This window comes from Virgibacillus litoralis (genome assembly GCF_017873675.1).
In the GTDB taxonomy this organism is placed as follows: Bacteria; Bacillota; Bacilli; order Bacillales; family Amphibacillaceae; genus Lentibacillus; species Lentibacillus litoralis.
The window spans coordinates 86,045-104,727 of record NZ_JAGGKK010000005.1 but is presented as its reverse complement, the minus strand read 5'-3'; the positions used below and the strand labels follow the sequence as shown (position 1 = coordinate 104,727).

Here is an 18,683-nt window from a genome sequence, read left to right as displayed (position 1 = left end):
CAAAAAAGTAATTTATGACTCCAGTTTAATTATGGCTATTATTGCAATTAATATGACGATTATCGGTTTAACGTTCCTAGCAGAATTTAAATTTATTTGGTGGTTAGTGGGCTATAAAGATTCTCCGTAGAAAAACTTGGAGGATATTGTATTTTTTTGCGAAGTAATAATATAAAATAAGTCTAAATTTCAATTGGAGTATTAACATGAAAAAAGCAATAGCTATTATACTTTTATCAATTTTTGTTATAGGGTGTTCAGATAATTCCAGCGATCAAATGCAAGGAAATAATGAACAAGTATCAGCAAATGGAGTAACTGATAAGTCTAATGAGCAAGAGTCTGATAACATGAGTAATATCGATAAAATTAAATTCTATGCTCAAGTAATGAGGAATTATGGAGTATTAGAACACCTGAACTCTGAACTGAACGATGTTACTCAGGATTTATATAACATTGCTGTTGAGGGTTATCATCTAAACGGGTATGAAGAAGGTATTAAAAATCTTGATTTGTTCACCAAAATCTTTTCTAAAGTTTCTACTAACATAGAGGAAACTATTGATTCGAGTGAGTCACTAATGAGTATCAGTGGGGAATATAAACAAGATTTAACAAACATGAAAGTTGCAATTAAACACACTAAAGATGCCATGGAAGAACACAGGCTAGCATATGAGCAGATTGAGCTTTATATTAAAACAGATGATAACAAAAATATTAAAAAATACAGGGTACACGCTGATAAAGTATATGATTTAACTTTACAGGCGAATTCGGTCGCTGTCGAAAGTAAAAATAATTTTTTATGGTAAGATAATTGATTACTAAATAGACGTTAGAAAAGAATGCATCTACTATTACCAAATAATTAAGGGACTTTTGGATAAGTAGAAATAATAAGTATGAATTTAACAACTGTTAGACTTTGATATATATATCAAGGTCTAACAGCTTTTTTGATATTTTGGGGAAGAACTGGGGTAGACCCCCACTACGCTAAAGTATTTTAGCGTTTCTTGTATGATAGCAATTTAAATAATATATTAGCTACTGGGTTTATTGGATTTACTTTCCATTGGTCTAGCGGTTTTTGTTATTTCAAATAAAATTCACATCTTTAAAATTTATTTTCTCTATAAGTAGGCATGTCAATATTTCATTTTCTTACTTTTTATGCTGAAAATTTTAATTTTGAGTGTAGGAAAATGGACTTTTAACAATTCAGTTATCGAACGAGCGTCTGAATTTTATTGCCATATCACCGGTTCTTTTTAAATGATGAAGTAACTACGTTTTATAGCTTTTGTACTAACGAATTCTCGCTTTAAATACACATATTATTATTCAAAAGGAACAATTTTACTTATTTGGCGGTATGAAGGGTTATGTAAGTTAGAAACTTGGAGGCGTCATAACCCACAATGCTTCCAACGGTTCAGCTCCAGGGTTTTGCCAGCTATGTGATAAACGACTCGAAAATTTAATCGTATCACCCTCAAAGAGGTGAAATGTTTCTTCCTCTATGGTAATCTTCATTTCCCCGGACAAGACAATGATACATTCTTCCTCACTGTCATGACTGTATGGTTCCCCACTTTTTCCACCAGGTTCTATCGTCGAATAAATAACTTGTAATTTCCCATCTAAATTCGTTAGTAAATAATCGTTGGTAAATGCTGGTTTTGGAAAAGAAAGCTGACTACGATTTTTTTTACGAACAATGCTAACATTCTTTGATTCAAAACCTTGTGAATTTCCATTTTCAAATAAAGAAGCTATGGGAATGTCTAATACTTGGGCAATTTTCTGCATAGACGCAATTGAAGATTTCGTTATACCTCGTTCAAATTGACTGATAAAACTAGAGGTTAGCTTTGTCTGGCTGGAAATATCTTTTATTGTTACGCCTTTTGATAAACGGATGGAACGTAATTTCTCCCCAACAGTTTTGGAGTAATCGACGTCTTTTTGGTTAGTCATTTTAAACCCCTCTCAACAGGTAATGTTTTCCTTTTATAGTAAAGGATTTGATAAAATAAATAAAGAAATTGGAAATTCGCTATTTTTTGGTAATTAAAATTTTTTAAAAAATTCTGCATAAAACTATTGATACTTCAAAAGATGTTTTGTTAGTATATTAACATATACTTAATTAACTAATACTTAATTTTGCTTTCTAGGAGGTTTTTTTATGACAAAACTTAAATATCCTCAGCTGTTTTCTAAGATGAAAATTGGTAACACAGAATTTAAAAACCGTATCATGACAAGTGGTCATCAAACAACATTAGTTGAGGACCATCTACCGACTGATGATTTCGTTGCATATCATACTGAAAGGGCGAAAGGGGGGGTTGGCCTAATTGTTATGGAAGCTCATGGTGTCCATCACACCGGGTTAAACACTCCTTTTGCCATTGATGCTAGTAATCCTAAAATTGTAGACATTCATAGGAATACAGCAGCAAATGTGCATCAATACGGCGGGAAATTATTTGCTCAGTTAATTCATCATGGTAGAGAAGCGTATGTAAGCGAAGAAAATAATGATGTGGTAGCTCCGTCTGCAGTTCCTACTGAACGATTTCATATTATTCCAAGGGAATTAGAAGAGGAGGAAATCCAAGAAATTATAGATGGGTTTGTAGGTAGTGCTATGAACTTGAAAGAAGCCGGACTTGATGGAGTGGAGTTTGTGGGTTCTCACACGTATTTATTTGAGCAATTTTGGAGTCCTGCTATCAATAAGAGAACAGACCACTGGGGGGGTTCGTTTGAAAACCGAATGCGCTTTACTAAAGAAGTGATAAAAAGAGTACGTGATGCAGTGGGGGAAGATTTTGTGTTGGGTATGCGGATGTCACTGCATTCAAAAGATGATGTAGGCACTTCAGGAGAAGAATCACTAAAGGTAATCCGTTACCTTCATGGACTAGGAGAACTAAATTACTGGAGCTTGGTTATAGGCTCATCGGCATCATACAAAGGAAGTTCTTACATTGTGCCACCAGCTAATGACTCTGCTTCACAACTTTTTACTGATGCGAATCAAGTAAGAGAAATTATTGGAAAAACACCGTTAATCATTACTTCACGAATCTACGCACCAGAAATTGCTGAGAGATTTCTTCAAGAAAAAGATGTGGATATTGTTGGTATGACCCGAGCTTTAATTGCTGATCCACACCTACCTTCCAAGATATTAGCAGATAATGAACAACAAATTATTCCATGTATTGCTTGTAACCAAGGATGTATTGGGCGTTATCAGGAACATCTTCCAATTAGATGTACTATTAATCCTGTAACTGGTCGTGAAAAACACTTTGCTGATGTTCCAAAAGCGGCACGAATACAATCCTTTTCTGTAATTGGAGGCGGTCCTTCGGGAATTATGGCAGCGCTTACACTGGCGAAGAATGGTCATCACGTAACACTTTTTGAAGAAAAGAATCAATTAGGTGGACAGTTAAATGTTATACAAGGTGCTCTGAATAGAGATCAAGTTGGAAACTGGCAAACCTATCTTATTAGTGAGTTAAAGCGACTAAACGTAAAAATTGAAACAGGAAAACGTGTCACCGTAGAGGTACTCAATAGGTATCAGTTCGATGGGGTTATTGTTGCCACTGGCTCAAAACCATTGATACCAGAGAAATTTACAACAAACATTGCTTCTTATTCATCATGGGATGTTTTAAATAAAGAGATGATTAAAGAAGAAAATATTATTGTCATCGATTGGAAAGGTGATTGGCCGGGGATCGAGTCGGCTGAGTTGTTAGCCTCACAAAATAAAAATGTGGAAATTGTATCGCGGAGTTACGGGATTGCCGAAGCAGTTCAACAGTATAAGCGAAACAAGTTTCTGGAACGAATGGATGAGTTAGGTGTAAAACAAACGCCAAACTTTAAGTTAGTCGAATTGAAAAAGGAAAAGGTTGTTTTAGAACATTTATTTAGTGGGCGAAAAGAAGAGCGTGAACCAGAAGCTATCATATTTGCTGTTGGTCAGGATGCTTCAGATTATTTGGCAGAGTTTCGAAAGATAAAAAGCCATTTTAAGAATGTGCTTAGAATCGGGGATGCAAAAAGTCCTCGCACGCTGGATGAAGCAGTTTGGGAAGGATTCCATGCAGCTTTGAAAATTTCAGAAGAAAAGGAGGAGGCAAAGATTTATGGGTGAATTATTCTTTACACTATTTTATGGAAGCGGTTTAATTTTGATTGGATTATTTGCGAAATTCATGGTGAATCGAATGGGGACTGAGTCGGAAACATCTAGTGAGAAGAAGAGTGTTGTTAACTAAATGCGCTTATAGATACCGAATATCGATATATTGAAACGCTATAGGAGGATAATATAAAATGATATATGTAGTAGGAATCGTTGTAGCACTTCTACTTTTTATTTTAATAGGAGTATTTTTATCAAAGAAGGTTACAAATGTAGAGGATTATTATGTATCGGGTCGAAATGCTCCAACTCTATTGATCACAGGTTCATTGGTTGCGTCGTTTCTAAGCTCTGTCACGTTTATGGGGGAGGCAGGTTTTTCATATTCAGGTTATCCAATCATACAGCTCATCCTTGTAGTCTTTAATGCAAGTGGATATGTTCTGGGTGCATTCTTCTTTGGAAGATACTTGCGTCGCAGCAAAGCTTTAACTGTTCCAGAGTATTTCGGTAAACGATTTGATTCACAAAAAATACGGAAGGTAGCTGGTATTACAACAATCCTAGGAGTATCCGCATATATCGTAGCGGTAACACAAGGTGGTGCCTTACTGTTTTCTTCAGTTTCGGGACTTTCTTACAGCGCTTCCTTAGTGATTATCTGGTTTGCTTACACTTCATTTACTTTCTTATCCGGAGCTAAGGGTGTGCTTGTCAATGATACAATTATGTTTATAATTTTCCTTGCAGCAACAATTGTCGGGGTGCCTTTTATCCTTAATGCAACTGGAGGATGGCCAGACGCAATAATCAAGACTGCTTCTTTGCAGTCTCATCCAGGTATTCTAAGCTGGCATGGATTAAGTGGTGTGGATTCCTATTTTAATAGCCCTACTGAAGCACTTGTCTGGGCTGTTATCTTAGGGCTTGTTTGGGGAACCGTAGTTGCTGTGAGTCCGTGGCAGACAAGCAGATACTTGATGGCTAAAAGTGAACATGTTGTTATACGTTCAGGTGTCATTGCGACCATAGCTATATTTGTGATTTATCTGTTCCTTCATATCGGAATGGCGACAGTTAACTTAGTAAACCCTAATATAAACCCAACTGAGAACGTCTTTATCTGGTCGGCTAAAAATCTCTTGCCTACATGGCTAGGGGTAATCGCTTTGATTGGCATTATGGCTGCTATATTATCTTCTTGCTCTACTTTCTTGCAGTTGATAGGGAATAGTATTGCTCATGATATTTTCATTAATAAAGAAAGCAAAAGTAAAGTTGTTTTGAGATTTAGCCGCAATACAATGCTGATTTCCAGCATAGTCATCTTACTTATCACAATGTGGCAACCACCAGCGGTAATGTGGATTGGATATTTTGCAGCAACTTTGTTTGCCGCTTCATGGGGCCCGGTGGCATTTGCAAGCGTTTATTCAAAGACGGTTACAAAAAATGCAGCATTTTGGAGTATTATTGTTGGGTTCGTTGGAGTTGTAGGAGCAGAATTATTTGAAATGCTGGTAACAGCCTTGCCAATATATTTGCACCCTGTAATTATTGGGGCAGTGTTGTCAATATTGACTCTAAATCTTGTTTCGAAAACAGAAGAGGTTACGCAAGTAGAAAAAGAATTTCGCTTGGAAATAATAAAAGCCCCTGTAACATTAAAGAATCCAAGGGAAATGAACATAACAAAAAAATTTCCAAATGCTTTAATTATAAGCGGTGTTTTAGTATTAATTCTTACGTTTGTCTTTTATTATGTACCATTACATTTTTTATAGGAAAGCTTCAAATTCAAATGGAGTAGACCAACATCAAATGGAATATAATGGTAAGTATTTGAGATGCCGACAGTATTTGTTTTTTAAAATTATACTACCCATTAGGTAATGCATAAAAATGAGAGAGAATTTATCCTTCCAACAATCAGTAAGAAAATGGGTGAACTAAAATTGAAGGCATTCATAATGAGATTGTTTTTTGCAAGAAATAGAATTGTGATGTAGTTTCTTAAAAATTGAAATACTTGTTCAAGGCTAAAATGTTTTATAGCAAAGAAGTTTAGAACATTTTTTGGCAAATTATACTGGAGTGAAAGCGTCTTTCTTAGGGGGAAGGCGCTTTTTTATATTGGTGAGATTGGACTCTAGGTATGAATTGTAACTAAAGTTTGTAAAACAAATATTCTTAATATTTGTAATTGACTAAATAACTACCTTAGTAGTATACTCTTTTTAGAGGTGAATATTATTGAAAATTCAACAAATAGTAGACAGTTTAAAAGAACTAGGTTTCACAGAATATGAGGCTAAAATTTATCTCGCTCTTTTACGCTCCCACCCAGCAAATGGGAATGCAATTGCCGTGTTATCTGGTGTACCAACACCAAAGGTTTATGAAACGATTCGTAAAATGCAAGAACGTGAAGTTATTTTTACGGTTTCTGGTGGTGATAAAGGTAAAAAAGTCCGTTATAGCCCATTACCCTATAAGGATTTACTACAACAAAAAAAAGAAGCATTTTCGGGTAATGTAGATTTTCTTTCGGAAGAACTAACAAATATTTCTTCGATGAGTGACACCAATTGGACCGAGCTTTTTGTGATACATGGTTACTCATCATCAATGGAAGCAGTTGAATCAGCAATCGCACACTGTGATTCTGAAATTGTAATGAGTTGTTGGTGTGAAGAACTTGATGCTTTGAAGGCCCCACTAACTAAAGCCTATAACCGGGGAATCAGCATTGTTACCTTGACGTTTGATGAAGGTAACAACACAGATGTACTCTGGCGAAACTTTAAACACTATGGGGGGGATATCGCTTCCCATCGACACTCAGGAGAACTTTCTATTGTGACAGATCAGTCGAAAGCGATTGTACTTCAATCCTTAAACAATTCTCCCCATGCAGTAGTTTCTAGTCATCCAGTGACAATATCTACCACCCGTAACTATATCCGTCATGATATTTATGTGAATCGGATACTTCACGACTTCGAGGGGGTGATGAAAAAGAAATATGGAAAGGATCTTGAAAGTCTAATTAAAGACTTTTGATTTGTTGAAGTATTTCTGCGATTAAATGAAAGGGCTTTCATAAAAGAGGTCAGGAGACTAGTTAAAGAATATCAAAACAAGGAGGATCTTTATGGAAAAATTAATTATTACTGTCGCGACAACAGGTGCAGTCACAACAAGGGATAACTCGCCTTATCTCCCGATAACACCTGAAGAAATTGCTAATGAAGTGTTTGATTCGTATAAGGCTGGTGCCTCAATAGCACACATTCATGTTAGGGATGTAAACGGTAACCCTTCAATGGACTTCGAGAAGTTTCAGGAGACAGTAGAGCGAATTAAAGATAAGTGTGACATCATAATCAATCTTACTTCTTCGGGAGGACTGAATTTAAAGGAAGAGGAACGACTAAAGGTTTGTGAATTAGCTCCTGAGTTTGCATCATTGGACGCTGGGTCAATGAATTTTGGCCCTTCAGTTTTTATCAATTCACCACCCTTCTTAGAGAAATTATCTAACAATATGAACGAATATAATGTTAAACCAGAGATAGAGGTTTTTGATACTGGAATGATTAACAATGCCTTAATGCTAGCGAAAAAAGGACTTATTAAACCGCCTTTTCATTTTCAATTTGTTTTAGGAGTACCTGGTGGCATGACAGCAAATCCAAAAAATTTAATTCATTTAGTTGATAGCATTCCATCTGGTTCAACCTGGTCCGTAATAGGAATCGGAAAACATCAACTGGCTATGAATACATTGGGTATAGTTCTAGGTGGTCATGTACGGGTTGGAATGGAAGATAACGTCTTTTATAAGAAAGATGAATTAGCAAAAACGAACGCTCAATTTGTTGAGAGGATCGTGCGCATTTCAGGTGAATTAGGGCGGGAAGTTGCTGATGTAAATGAAACTCGGAAGATTTTAGGGCTAAACCATGTGGGGGTTGTCAAATGAGTGACTTCCAAATTATCGATTTAAGTGTCCCGCTAAGCGAGAAAGTAAAGGAGCCACTTCCTGCTAAGATTGATTATTCTAAACATGAGCAAGGTGCAGTGCAAGCTGCCAGCATGTTTGGTTTAGAGGCTAATGACTTCCCAGAAAAGAAGGCTTGGGCGGTTGAAACGGTAACTCTAAATACTCACACAGGTACACATGTTGATGCACCATGGCACTATTGGCCGACATCTGAAGGAAAACGAGCAAGGACAATTGATGAAATGCCACTTGATTGGTTTTACAGACCTGGTGTTTTATTTGACTTTCATGATAAGGAACCAGGGTACGAGATTACGACTAATGATCTAAAACAAAAACTTACTGAGATGGATTATTCTTTAAAGCCATATGATATTGTCTTAATTCGGACGGATGCAGACAAAAAGATTTATGAAGAAGGTTATTTTAATGCTCATGCTGGTGTGTCTGCTGATGCAACGCGATGGTTGATCGATAGTGGAATTAAAGTCATGGGAATTGATGGTTGGGGGTGGGACATACCTTTCCATCTGCAAGCAGAAGAATATAAAAAGGAACCAAGAGATGGAGTGCTGTGGGCTGCTCACTTTGTGGGGGAAGAAAAGGAATATTGTCAGATAGAAAAACTAGCTAACCTCGATAAAATATCAAAGCCTTACGGGTTTAAGGTGGCTGTTTTTCCGGTGAAAATTGAGCAAGCTAGTGCTGGATGGGCAAGACCAGTAGCAATTATTGAATAGGGGGAATACTAATGGGGTTCAATACGATCTTTATTATCTATTTTGTGATTTTTTTCATGGTCCTTTTATATGGTGGGTTGATTACAAGAAAATGGGTAAACAATTCAAATGACTATTTACTAGCTGGTAGAGAAGTTGGTTTAATTGTTAATATCTTTGGAGTTGCCGCAATCGGATTCGCTGGTACGATTATTACATTAGGACCAGGTTTAGCAGTTATGTACGGGTTTTGGGGTTCATATGGCTTCGGGTTTGCATATCTTATTGGGGGATTAGCCCTTTATGGCGTTTTCTTCGCGCCGTATATTCGTAGGTCGGGAGCACACACATTGCCTGAATGGCTTGAGATGAGGTTTGATTCAAGAACACGAGTTTTAGTTACTATAGCAAGTATTTTAGGGTTACTAGGAATTATGGCTAATAATGTTGTTTCGATGGCTATTGTAGTTAATGGTTTTACGGGATGGTCATTGATTGCAACACTCTCTGTAATCTTTTTCTTGTTCTTGTTTTTCACATATATCGGTGGATTCTGGGCTGTCACATTAACTGACTTTGTACAAATGTGCATCGGTTTAATAGCACTTCCAGCAATGCTAATTTCATTACTAATCAAGTTCGGAGGACCTAGTTTCATTAGAAATAACTGGCCAAGTGATTTAAGTTATTGGGCACATGGATTTACTGGAGGCCAGTTGAGTATTTTTTCTTTACAATATCCTAGTCTTTTAACATTTGCTATACTGTTTGCCTGCTTCTTAGTATGGGGTAATAACTATTACTGGTTACGTGTGTCATCTACAAGAAGTGAAAAGACGGCAAAACGTTCATTTATTTATGCTGCTATTCTATTGGCAACTGTTCCTTATCTAATTCTAACATTTTCCGGGATATATGCAGGCTCTGCATTTTCTGACATGTTTGCTCCGAACGGCAGTGTTTCACCAATGGCCGCATTTGGGGTAGTTCTTCAGGGCTTACCGATTGCTATAGCAGCACTTGCTCTTATGGGTTCACTCGCAGCATCAATATCTACTTCTACAACAGCATTAATAGGTGCTTCTGGAACAGCTGTAAGAGATGTTTATCAACGCTTTATGAGACCAAAGGCAACACCGGAAGAGCTTACCCTACCTTCCAAGTTAATTACAGTAGGTTTGGGGATATTAGTTTGGTTTCTTTGCTTTTATCCAGGAGGTCCATTATATTTATTTGCATTCGCCACAGCTTGGTTAGGACCACCTTCTGTATTAGTCTTTTTAGGAATATGGTGGAAACGTACATCAAAGCAAGGAGCTTTTTATGGGGCTGTACTAGGAATCGGAGTGACAGCGCTATTTACTTTACTAGATTTATTAGGAATATTTTCAATTGATCAATACACCCACGTAGGCGTAGTTGGTTTAGTTATAACTGTAGTATCTACCATTACTGTCAGTTTGATGACTACACCAAACTATTACGGCAAAGTAGGTTGGGAGCTTAATGAAGAACCTGCTGATAGTTCATTTAAACCAAATGAACACGAATTACAAGTATTGAAACTTATTTCTAACGGTTATAATACAATGGCTGAAGTTTCCGATATGCTTGGTGTAGATTCTTCGATCAGCAACAAATTCATTGAAGGTCTTGACCAGAATAGATTGATTTATCGAGATAAGCACACTGGACCGGGATTCTATACTTTTAATATAACAAACGCAGGTTTACAGCATGTCAAAGTAGTTGCCGATACAAGAGACAAATTTGAAGAGAAGGTAACGATGGCCGACTTAATCATTTTACAAAAAGTGGATTCTGGAATCGCAGTGTTCAACCAATATATAAAAGAACAAAAAATGAATTCATTGAAGGCCTCTGTTATTATATCCAAGTTAATAAAACAAGGATATTTGAATGAAGGTGGCCTATGGAAAAGGAAAATTAATATCAGTGAAGAAGGGAAAACACTTTTGGATAAATATGATTCAAAGATTAACCAAGTAATTGTTTGATTTGATGTATAAACACGATAGTAACTTCTAGTGATTTTTCGTATATTTAAAATAGAATAGTTTTATAGTATATGCTGTTAGATTTAGCTGCGCTAGAAATGTGCTGCTGGAACTGGCGGCTTATTTTTTTGAATGTAGGAAGCATGGGGACGGATCTTTTGCTTCCTCGTGAACTGTTCCTTTAATTTTTCGATGCTGTCATTATAGAATAATAGGTTTAAAGAATCAGTTTTGAATTGATGCTTTAGTGAGAGTGCCACACAAAGAAGTGTTCGTATGTTTGGCCTGGAGAAGTTCCAAAAGTCCAATGGTACATGTGGGCTTATATAATAAACTTTTCTCGGGACTTGGTCTATAAGTCTTGTATTTGTTTATGATGAACTTTATCTCTGAAAGGGATGTATGGGAAGATCAGCATGCGAATGTCCACACGTATGCGCTCTGTGTGAGGCGTGGACGCCTATTCGGTTTGTATTATTCAGGCTTAAACATGGAAGATTAATTGATAATTGAATTTTATCAAAGGGCAGATTTAGGTTTAGAAATCACTCATTTTACACTATATAGTAAAAAAGGGATATTTATGAATATTGCTATTGAAATGAACCACGCCATAAAAATGATCCACTTAGGGCATCGTTTTGACCTACTTCTCCCATGAAGAGATCCAGGACTATTGACCTGACATAAAAATTCGGAAACGGTCTATACAAGTAGAAGTGGTAATGATAGGTTCCTTGCCAGGATAGTTCCTTTCTGCCGTTTACTGCCAAAAGTTAGGGTGACTGTCACCTTGGACGATCTCTAGGAATTCTGAATTAAATTATTTTCGGGTGACAACTATGATTATATGTATTGACTTAAGTATTGAATTCCATCCCAGATGAATGTATTATTCATATTATTATAGATTTGTTTAAATTCCGTAGCTACGGTAGGAGGATATCACATGGACTATGAAGTTATTATCGTTGGTGCTGGCTCAATGGGAATGTCAGCTGGCTACTATTTAGCAAAACAAGGGAAGCGTGTCCTGCTAATAGACTCTCATAATCCACCACATGCGGAAGGCTCCCATCATGGGGAGACCAGAATTATACGGCATGCTTATGGAGAAGGTGCAAATTATACGGAAATGGCACTACGGGCACAGAAGTTATGGGGCCAGCTTCAAGATACGTCAGATGAAGCTATTTTTGTAAATACTGGTGTTGTTAATATTGCGCAACCAAATTCCAATTTTATTCAAAATGTGAAAAAAAGCGCAAAAGATTACTCGTTAAATGTGGAACAGCTAACGGCTGAAGACATTAATAATCGCTGGGAAGGATTTAATGTTCCAGAAGGGTACATAGGTTGTTATGAATTGGATTCAGGTGTTTTAATGAGTGAGAATTGTATCCGGGCTTTTAGAGAAGGAGCACTGAAACATGGGGCTGAGTTTAAGCCTAATTCGCCAGTGACCTCCATCTCTATTTTTGATAACTATGTACAGGTGGAAACGCAACAAGAAAGTTTTACAGCGGAATCGTTAGTTGTTACGCCTGGTGCTGGCACGAGAAAGTTGCTGCCATTAATTGGATTAGATTTACCTTTACAGGAATTAAGAAATACATTCTCGTGGTTTGAAACGGATGAGAGCATCTATGATTCTACTGCATTTCCAGCCTTCTCGTTTGAATTGCCTACAGAAACATATTACGGCTTTCCAAGCATGAAAGAAGCAGGTGTTAAAATTGGTCGACACGACGGTGGACGTCCAAGAGACATGCGTAAACCTTTGGAAACATTTGGCACTTATGAACAAGACAAACAGGATGTCACTCGTTTTACAGAGCGGTGTATACCTGAGGTGGGGCAACATAAACTGGGGAAAGCTTGTACCTATACGAATACCCCAGATGCAGATTTTATTATCGATAAACATCCGGACCATGATCATGTTGCTGTTGCTTGTGGCTTTTCTGGTCACGGCTTTAAATTTAGTAGTGTAGTTGGAGAAATTCTGAGTCAATTAGTAACAGAAGATCATAAGTCGCAACTCGACATTAGTCCGTTTTCCATGCAAAGGTTAAACGTAGTTGGGAACGTTTTTAAAAATGAGTAAAATAAATAGCCCCCACCACCGAGTAAGTGTATCTGCTTTAAATGTCTACTTGATGGGCTTTTGTTATGTAGGTACATGGTAAAATTAGGGTTGAGAATTCATTTCCTCTTTGTATTATCCAGGTCCTTTAAACGTCCAAACACATTGGATGCAAGCTATCCGCCACACAAAAAGAAGATTAATTTTCTTCAACCCTTCCCCACATACCTAACCGACTCAATATGCGTACGTGACAACTTAATAACTTCCTCAATAAATTCTTCCTGTGAGGCTTCGAATCCTGTATTGATCCAGTGGATTAACAGTCCGTAAAAGCCGTATGCGGTATAACGGGTGAAATAATCCATATCAACTGGCATATTGTTAATAGTCTTAAATTGAAACTTCTCCTGGTAGATTTTCAGAATGGTCTCCGGAAATTTAGTATGTAGCTGTGGAATGGTATCCTGATAATTTATCAGCTCGAAAAAATTGCGATGTTCATAGATATAGCGAATGATCTCAAACGACCTTGCATTAAGGCGGGCTGTATTGATTTGCTGATTTCGTTCATACGGGGTTGCGACAGCTTCCTCCATCCCAGCCAGCATACTATGCAGCAGATCCGCTGCTAAGTAGAATTTGTCATGATAATGGACATAGAAGGTGCTTCGATTATATTTGGAGTATTGCACAATATCCTTAACGGTGACCGATTGATAGCCTTTTTCTTTAATCAGGTTAACAAGTGCCTGCCGGAAATGTTCTTTTGTTCTGTTTTTTCTTAGAGAGGTAAGATGATCTTTCATTGTTAATCCCCCACTTCCAATCAATTTTTGGATAAATGTATACATAATAGACACTTGCGCATATTGTGTCCAACCTTTAGACAGTCTGTTTAATATTGTTGGTTGAACACTAAATTCTGATATCTATAATAAATTTGTAAGCATTTTCAATAACTAGGTTATCTAACATTATTATAACAGGAGGAGTTCAAAGTGGGTAAGTTACAGGATAAAGTTGCAGTCATTACAGGTGGAGTATCTGGTATTGGAGCAGCAACTGCACAGTTGTTTGCATCTGAAGGGGCAAAACTAGTGCTTGTCGATATGAATGAGGAGAAAGGTGCCAGTTTTGAGGAAGAATTAAAGTCCCAGGGTACAGAAGCACTTTTCGTTAAAGCAGATGTAACGAATGAAGCAGAAGTAAAGAACATTTTTGAAACCACGTTATCAACGTTTGGTAAAGTGGATGTCCTATTTAATAACGCTGGAATTGGCGCAGTCAAACCAACTGAAGAATTAACATATGCGGAGTGGAGAAAAACTGTAGAAGTTGACCTGGATGGCGTATTCCTGGTAGCGCAGGCAGCAATCAAAGAGTTTTTAAAAGCTGGCAGCGGAGTAATCGTCAATACAGCTTCGATGTATGGGTGGGTAGGATCACCTGGAAGTGCCGCTTATAATGCAGCAAAAGCTGGTGTCGTTAACTTAACCCGTTCACTTGGCCTGGAATATGCAGAACGCAATATTCGCGTCAACGCACTATGCCCAGGTTTCATTGAAACACCTATTCTGGGTGAAACAGACAGAGACTTCTTAACAAACGCAACACCAATGAAGCGTCTTGGCAAGCCAGAAGAAATGGCCAAAACTGTGTTATTTATGGCCAGCGATGATTCCAGCTTCATGACTGGTAATTCGCTGATAGTTGATGGAGGGTATACTGCTCAGTAACTGGAAAGTGTCTGAAATGATATAATTAAATGATGGGGTGACTGTTGGACTCAGTTCAATGGTTGTCCCATTTTTTGTCTGGGATTGATTGGGGGGACATGAGGGACAGGGACTGTTCTATTACTTCAGCTGCTTTATGTCTAACTGATTTCACTGTTCAAAAGAAGATTTAAATTTGTCGAATATGGCAGAAAGCACGGGAACTGTCCCTCAGATTTTGTAGAATGGTGTAAGTCGGAGATAATCAAAGGATATATATGTTTAATCCCCTGAAGGCCTGACAATCTAAAACTGTATACACTTTTTGTACAAAAATAACTGTATTTGCTGTTTGAATAATACATAAAAGAGATATAAAATTTAAAATATTGGTCTAAAAACCACTTTTTAAATTTATTACACAGTTTAACGAAGCCGGGGGATGGTTCTATCGCTTCGTTTGCTTTTATGTCCTAAGAGTCCACTTTTCAAAAAGGGATTTAGATTTGTCCAATTTGGGAGGAGCACAGGAACCGTCCCTCTGCTTCCATATTAGGGGGCTATTACATTGAACAATCAAACAGAATTTACAGTTGCAGAGGCAATCGTAAAAGAACTTGTACTGGCAGAAGTGGAGGTAGTATACGGGATCGTTAGTATTCACAATATGCCAATTTATGATGCGATTATGCGTCAAGAAAGCATTCGAATAGTCACTGCCCGCGGTGAAAGTGGGGCGGTCAACATGGCTGATGCCTATGCGCGTGCCACGGGGAAATTGGGCGTTGTAATAACAAGTACTGGTTCCGGAGCGGGGAACGGTGCAGGTTCATTGATAGAAACGTGGAATTCAGGGACCCCGTTATTGCACATTACGGGGGAAGCTGATTCTAATTATATTGGAACGGATCAACGTTATGTCCACGAAGCTAAAGACCAGTTGAAAATGATGAATGGTGCAAACAAGACAGCTTATTTGTTAAAGCGTCCAAAGCAAGTCACACCATTTGTGCGCAGTGCTATTAAAGAGGCGCTGACTGTTCCTACGGGGCCAGTAACAATTTCAGTCCCAACGAACTTTCAAGCACAGATCATTCCGCAAAATCAATTGGTCGAAGTGGCAACGGTTCAAGATACAGAAGTGAAAATCAACCTTCCAGCTGATGTGATTGAAAAAATTGCCGTAGCAAAAAGACCAGTTATCTGGGCGGGAAATGGAGTTATTGCTTCGGGAGCATCCGAGGAACTTCAAACGCTGGTGGCTAAAATTCAGCCTGCTGTTATTACAAGTGAATCTGGAAAAGGGTCCATTCCTGAAAATCATCCGCTTTGTATCGGTAATTTTGGGGCTACACCACAAGTGGAAGGACTTTTGAAAAAATCGGATCTGCTCGTTAGTATCGGGGCGCGTTTCCGCGATGGGGAAACGTATAACTGGACGCTTCCAGTACCCGAAAATCACATCAATATTGATCTAAATCCAAGTGCATTCAACCGTAACTTTGATACATTGTATACACTGGTCGGAGATGCCAAGGCAGTCTTACAAGAAATCAACAGTTCTTTGGCAAATAAGGAAATCACTCCAGATGCAGCCTACGTGGATGAAGTGAAATTCGCCCGTCAAGCGGTTCGTGAAGACCTTCGCAGCCAAATTGAGCCCTACGGAGAAGTTGCAGATATCATGCGTGAACAGTTGCCTGAGAGTACAATCTTGGTAACTGATGTGACCATCCCTGGCTACACTTGGGGCAATAAATTGTTCGACATTTACGAACCAAGAAACTACCTCCACATGACCGGCGGAGGAATCGGCCAAGGCTTACCAATGGCGATTGGAGCCCAAATCGCTCAGCCAGAAAAGCCTGTCGTCCTTATAGCGGGGGACGGCGGATTCATGATGAATGCAGGCGAAATGATCACCGCAATTCAGGAAAATACGCCAATTGTCATTCTATTGTTCGACGATGGCGGATATGGGATCTTAAGATACTACCAAGAAGCGGCTTATGGCAGGCGTACATCTGTAGACTTGGAAAACCCAGATTTCGTCATGATGGCAAAATCAATGGGATTCGAATCAGAGAAACTACGCTCAGTCGAGGAGTTCAAGGAAGGGTTATCGAATGCAATTGTAAGTAATAAACCTTATTTGGTTGTAGTAGATGTAGCGGCAATGGGTGTATTGGAATACGAAGATACAGACGAATACATTGCCTCTTTCCGTCCAAAACATGGATAAAGCTTAACGTTCATCCTCTACCTATCTTGTCTTTTAGGTAGATTGATAGAATTGGCATTCATTTTTAGGGCTAGCGGGTATTAAAAGTTGGCTTAGTCTGTTCATACCGTATATATAGCATATTCAGTTTACGGAATTGGTTAAATGCTCTGCAATTGTGGCTAATATAAACTAGAGCACAGTCTATTTCAGTATTTGTTAGACTTTAAAGCCGACAAGAAGGGGGAGGAATGTTATGACAAAAGAGTTGAAACTATATATAAATGGACATTGGGTAGAATCTAGTAATCCGGATACACTTGATATTATTAATCCTGCTACACAAGAAGTTATAGCCATGGCCCAGAGAGCAACAAAAGAAGAAACAGAAGAGACTATCAAAATAGCAAAAAAAACGTTTGAAAGTGGTGTATGGTCTGATAAATCCCCGCAAGAACGGGCGGCAGTTTTACTTCAGATTGCGGATAAATTGCAAGAAAACATTGACGAGTTAACGAATTTGGAAGTACAGAATAACGGAAAAACAAGAAGAGAGGCACGGTCGGATGCTGAAGAGGCCGCTAATACTTTTCGTTATTATGCAGGTCTGCTTAATATGCCTAATGGCCAAACGTATGAAGCCCCAGAAGATATGCAGACAATGATTGTGAAGGAACCGATGGGTGTTGCGGGATTGATTGTTCCTTGGAATTTCCCTTTATTGATGAGTGTTTGGAAGATTGCTCCGGCATTGGCAGCAGGTAATAGCATTCTATTAAAACCCGCAGAAATTACTCCGATGACAGCGGTGAAAATGTTTGAACTGATTGATGAGTCCGATTTGCCAAAAGGGGTAGCTAACCTCCTGATGGGTTCTGGATCGGTTGTTGGCCAAACGATCGCTGAAAGCGATGATGTGGATGTTGTTTCCTTTACTGGAAGCACAGGTGTCGGTCGCCGTATCATGCAGGCAGCAACAGGTAATATGAAAAAAGTGTCCCTTGAATTGGGAGGGAAATCTCCGAACATCATCTTTGGTGATGCGGACCTGGAAACAGCCATCGATTACTCCTTGTTTGGGATCTACATGGGATCTGGGCAAGTCTGCACTTCGGGAAGCCGTATTCTTGTCCAAGAGGGTATCTATGATGAATTTGTGGCGAAATTTGTAGAGAATGCACGAAGGATAAGGGTTGGTCCCGGAAATGATGAGCAATCTGAGATGGGAGCTATTGTCAGCGAAAACCAGCTCAAGAGTATACTAGACTACATACGAATTGGAAAAGAAGAAGGTGCAAGCCTTGCTTCTGGCGGCATTCGCATCGAGAAAAACGGTCTGGAAAAGGGTTTTTTTATGGAACCTACCGTCTTTACGAATGTAACAAGCGATATGCGGATTGTCAGAGAAGAAATCTTTGGTCCTGTCGTCACTATCCAGAAATTCCAAGATGAAGAAGAGGCAATTAAGATTGCAAACGACACAGACTTTGGACTTGCGGGTTCTGTTTTCTCTGCAGATCAAAATAAAGCCTTACGTGTCATCAAAAAAGTCCGAGCCGGCATCACATGGTTAAATGCTTACCACCTTACGAATATTCAAGCCCCATGGGGTGGCTATAAACAAAGTGGTATTGGTAGAAGCCTTGGTACGTATGGATTGGATGAATACCAGGAAACGAAACAGATTAACATTAATCTGGCTCCGAAACCGATTCATTGGTTTGATTAGAGA

At 38.4% G+C, this 18,683-nt stretch carries 14 protein-coding genes; 12 read left to right on the top strand and 2 right to left on the bottom strand.

The features are described 5' to 3' along the window. The first annotated feature begins 206 nt into the window (after positions 1 to 206). Entirely contained in the window at positions 207 to 818 is a 612-nt protein-coding gene (locus tag J2Z82_RS06375; RefSeq protein WP_209479949.1) for a hypothetical protein, read from the top strand. 580 nt (positions 819 to 1,398) lie between these two features. Here the strand turns inward: J2Z82_RS06375 and J2Z82_RS06370 are convergent. Beyond that, on the bottom strand, positions 1,399 to 1,986 hold the full coding sequence (locus tag J2Z82_RS06370) for a helix-turn-helix domain-containing protein (RefSeq protein ID WP_209479948.1): 588 nt from the start codon (positions 1,984 to 1,986) through the stop codon (positions 1,399 to 1,401). A gap of 211 nt (positions 1,987 to 2,197) precedes the next feature. Between J2Z82_RS06370 and J2Z82_RS06365 the strand changes: the two genes are divergently transcribed. From J2Z82_RS06365 to solA, 8 genes are all read left to right on the top strand, one after another. Next, positions 2,198 to 4,192: an oxidoreductase gene (locus J2Z82_RS06365; protein ID WP_209479947.1), complete on the top strand. Its 1,995-nt coding sequence runs from the start codon at positions 2,198 to 2,200 to the stop codon at positions 4,190 to 4,192. Beyond that, entirely contained in the window at positions 4,185 to 4,316 is a 132-nt protein-coding gene (locus J2Z82_RS19550; protein WP_280922974.1) for a hypothetical protein, read from the top strand. Before J2Z82_RS06365 ends, J2Z82_RS19550 begins: the two co-directional genes overlap by 8 nt. 58 nt (positions 4,317 to 4,374) lie before the next feature. Beyond that, positions 4,375 to 5,967: a sodium:solute symporter family protein gene (locus J2Z82_RS06360; protein ID WP_209479946.1), complete on the top strand. Its 1,593-nt coding sequence runs from the start codon at positions 4,375 to 4,377 to the stop codon at positions 5,965 to 5,967. Positions 5,968 to 6,436: 469 nt separating this feature from the next. After that, complete coding sequence (locus tag J2Z82_RS06355) at positions 6,437 to 7,246, top strand: TrmB family transcriptional regulator (protein WP_209479945.1); 810 nt, start codon at positions 6,437 to 6,439, stop codon at positions 7,244 to 7,246. A 91-nt stretch (positions 7,247 to 7,337) separates the two neighbouring features. After that, on the top strand, positions 7,338 to 8,168 hold the full coding sequence (locus J2Z82_RS06350; protein ID WP_209479944.1) for a beta-keto acid cleavage family enzyme: 831 nt from the start codon (positions 7,338 to 7,340) through the stop codon (positions 8,166 to 8,168). Further along, positions 8,165 to 8,929 (top strand): cyclase family protein, encoded by a 765-nt coding sequence (locus tag J2Z82_RS06345; RefSeq protein WP_209479943.1) that lies wholly within the window; start codon positions 8,165 to 8,167, stop codon positions 8,927 to 8,929. The genes J2Z82_RS06350 and J2Z82_RS06345 overlap by 4 nt, the downstream gene beginning before the upstream one ends. A gap of 11 nt (positions 8,930 to 8,940) precedes the next feature. Further along, entirely contained in the window at positions 8,941 to 10,926 is a 1,986-nt protein-coding gene (locus tag J2Z82_RS06340) for a sodium:solute symporter family protein (RefSeq protein WP_209479942.1), read from the top strand. 949 nt (positions 10,927 to 11,875) lie between these two features. Then, the gene (gene solA / locus J2Z82_RS06335; RefSeq protein WP_209479941.1) at positions 11,876 to 13,033 is read left to right on the top strand and encodes an N-methyl-L-tryptophan oxidase; all 1,158 of its coding nucleotides are present in this window, start codon (positions 11,876 to 11,878) and stop codon (positions 13,031 to 13,033) included. A gap of 188 nt (positions 13,034 to 13,221) precedes the next feature. On the opposite strand, the gene J2Z82_RS06330 is transcribed toward solA, so the two are convergent. Next, a complete protein-coding gene (locus tag J2Z82_RS06330; RefSeq protein ID WP_209479940.1) occupies positions 13,222 to 13,821 on the bottom strand; it encodes a TetR/AcrR family transcriptional regulator in 600 nt (199 codons plus the stop codon). Between the two features lie 192 nt (positions 13,822 to 14,013). Between J2Z82_RS06330 and J2Z82_RS06325 the strand changes: the two genes are divergently transcribed. The 3 genes from J2Z82_RS06325 (at position 14,014) to J2Z82_RS06315 (ending at position 18,680) form a co-directional block, all read left to right on the top strand. Next, positions 14,014 to 14,751, top strand: a complete 738-nt coding sequence (locus J2Z82_RS06325) for an SDR family NAD(P)-dependent oxidoreductase (protein ID WP_209479939.1) — start codon at positions 14,014 to 14,016, stop codon at positions 14,749 to 14,751. Between the two features lie 547 nt (positions 14,752 to 15,298). Beyond that, positions 15,299 to 16,972, top strand: a complete 1,674-nt coding sequence (locus tag J2Z82_RS06320; RefSeq protein ID WP_245251152.1) for a thiamine pyrophosphate-binding protein — start codon at positions 15,299 to 15,301, stop codon at positions 16,970 to 16,972. A 235-nt stretch (positions 16,973 to 17,207) separates the two neighbouring features. Next, on the top strand, positions 17,208 to 18,680 hold the full coding sequence (locus tag J2Z82_RS06315) for an aldehyde dehydrogenase family protein (RefSeq protein WP_209479938.1): 1,473 nt from the start codon (positions 17,208 to 17,210) through the stop codon (positions 18,678 to 18,680). Positions 18,681 to 18,683: the final 3 nt, after the last annotated feature.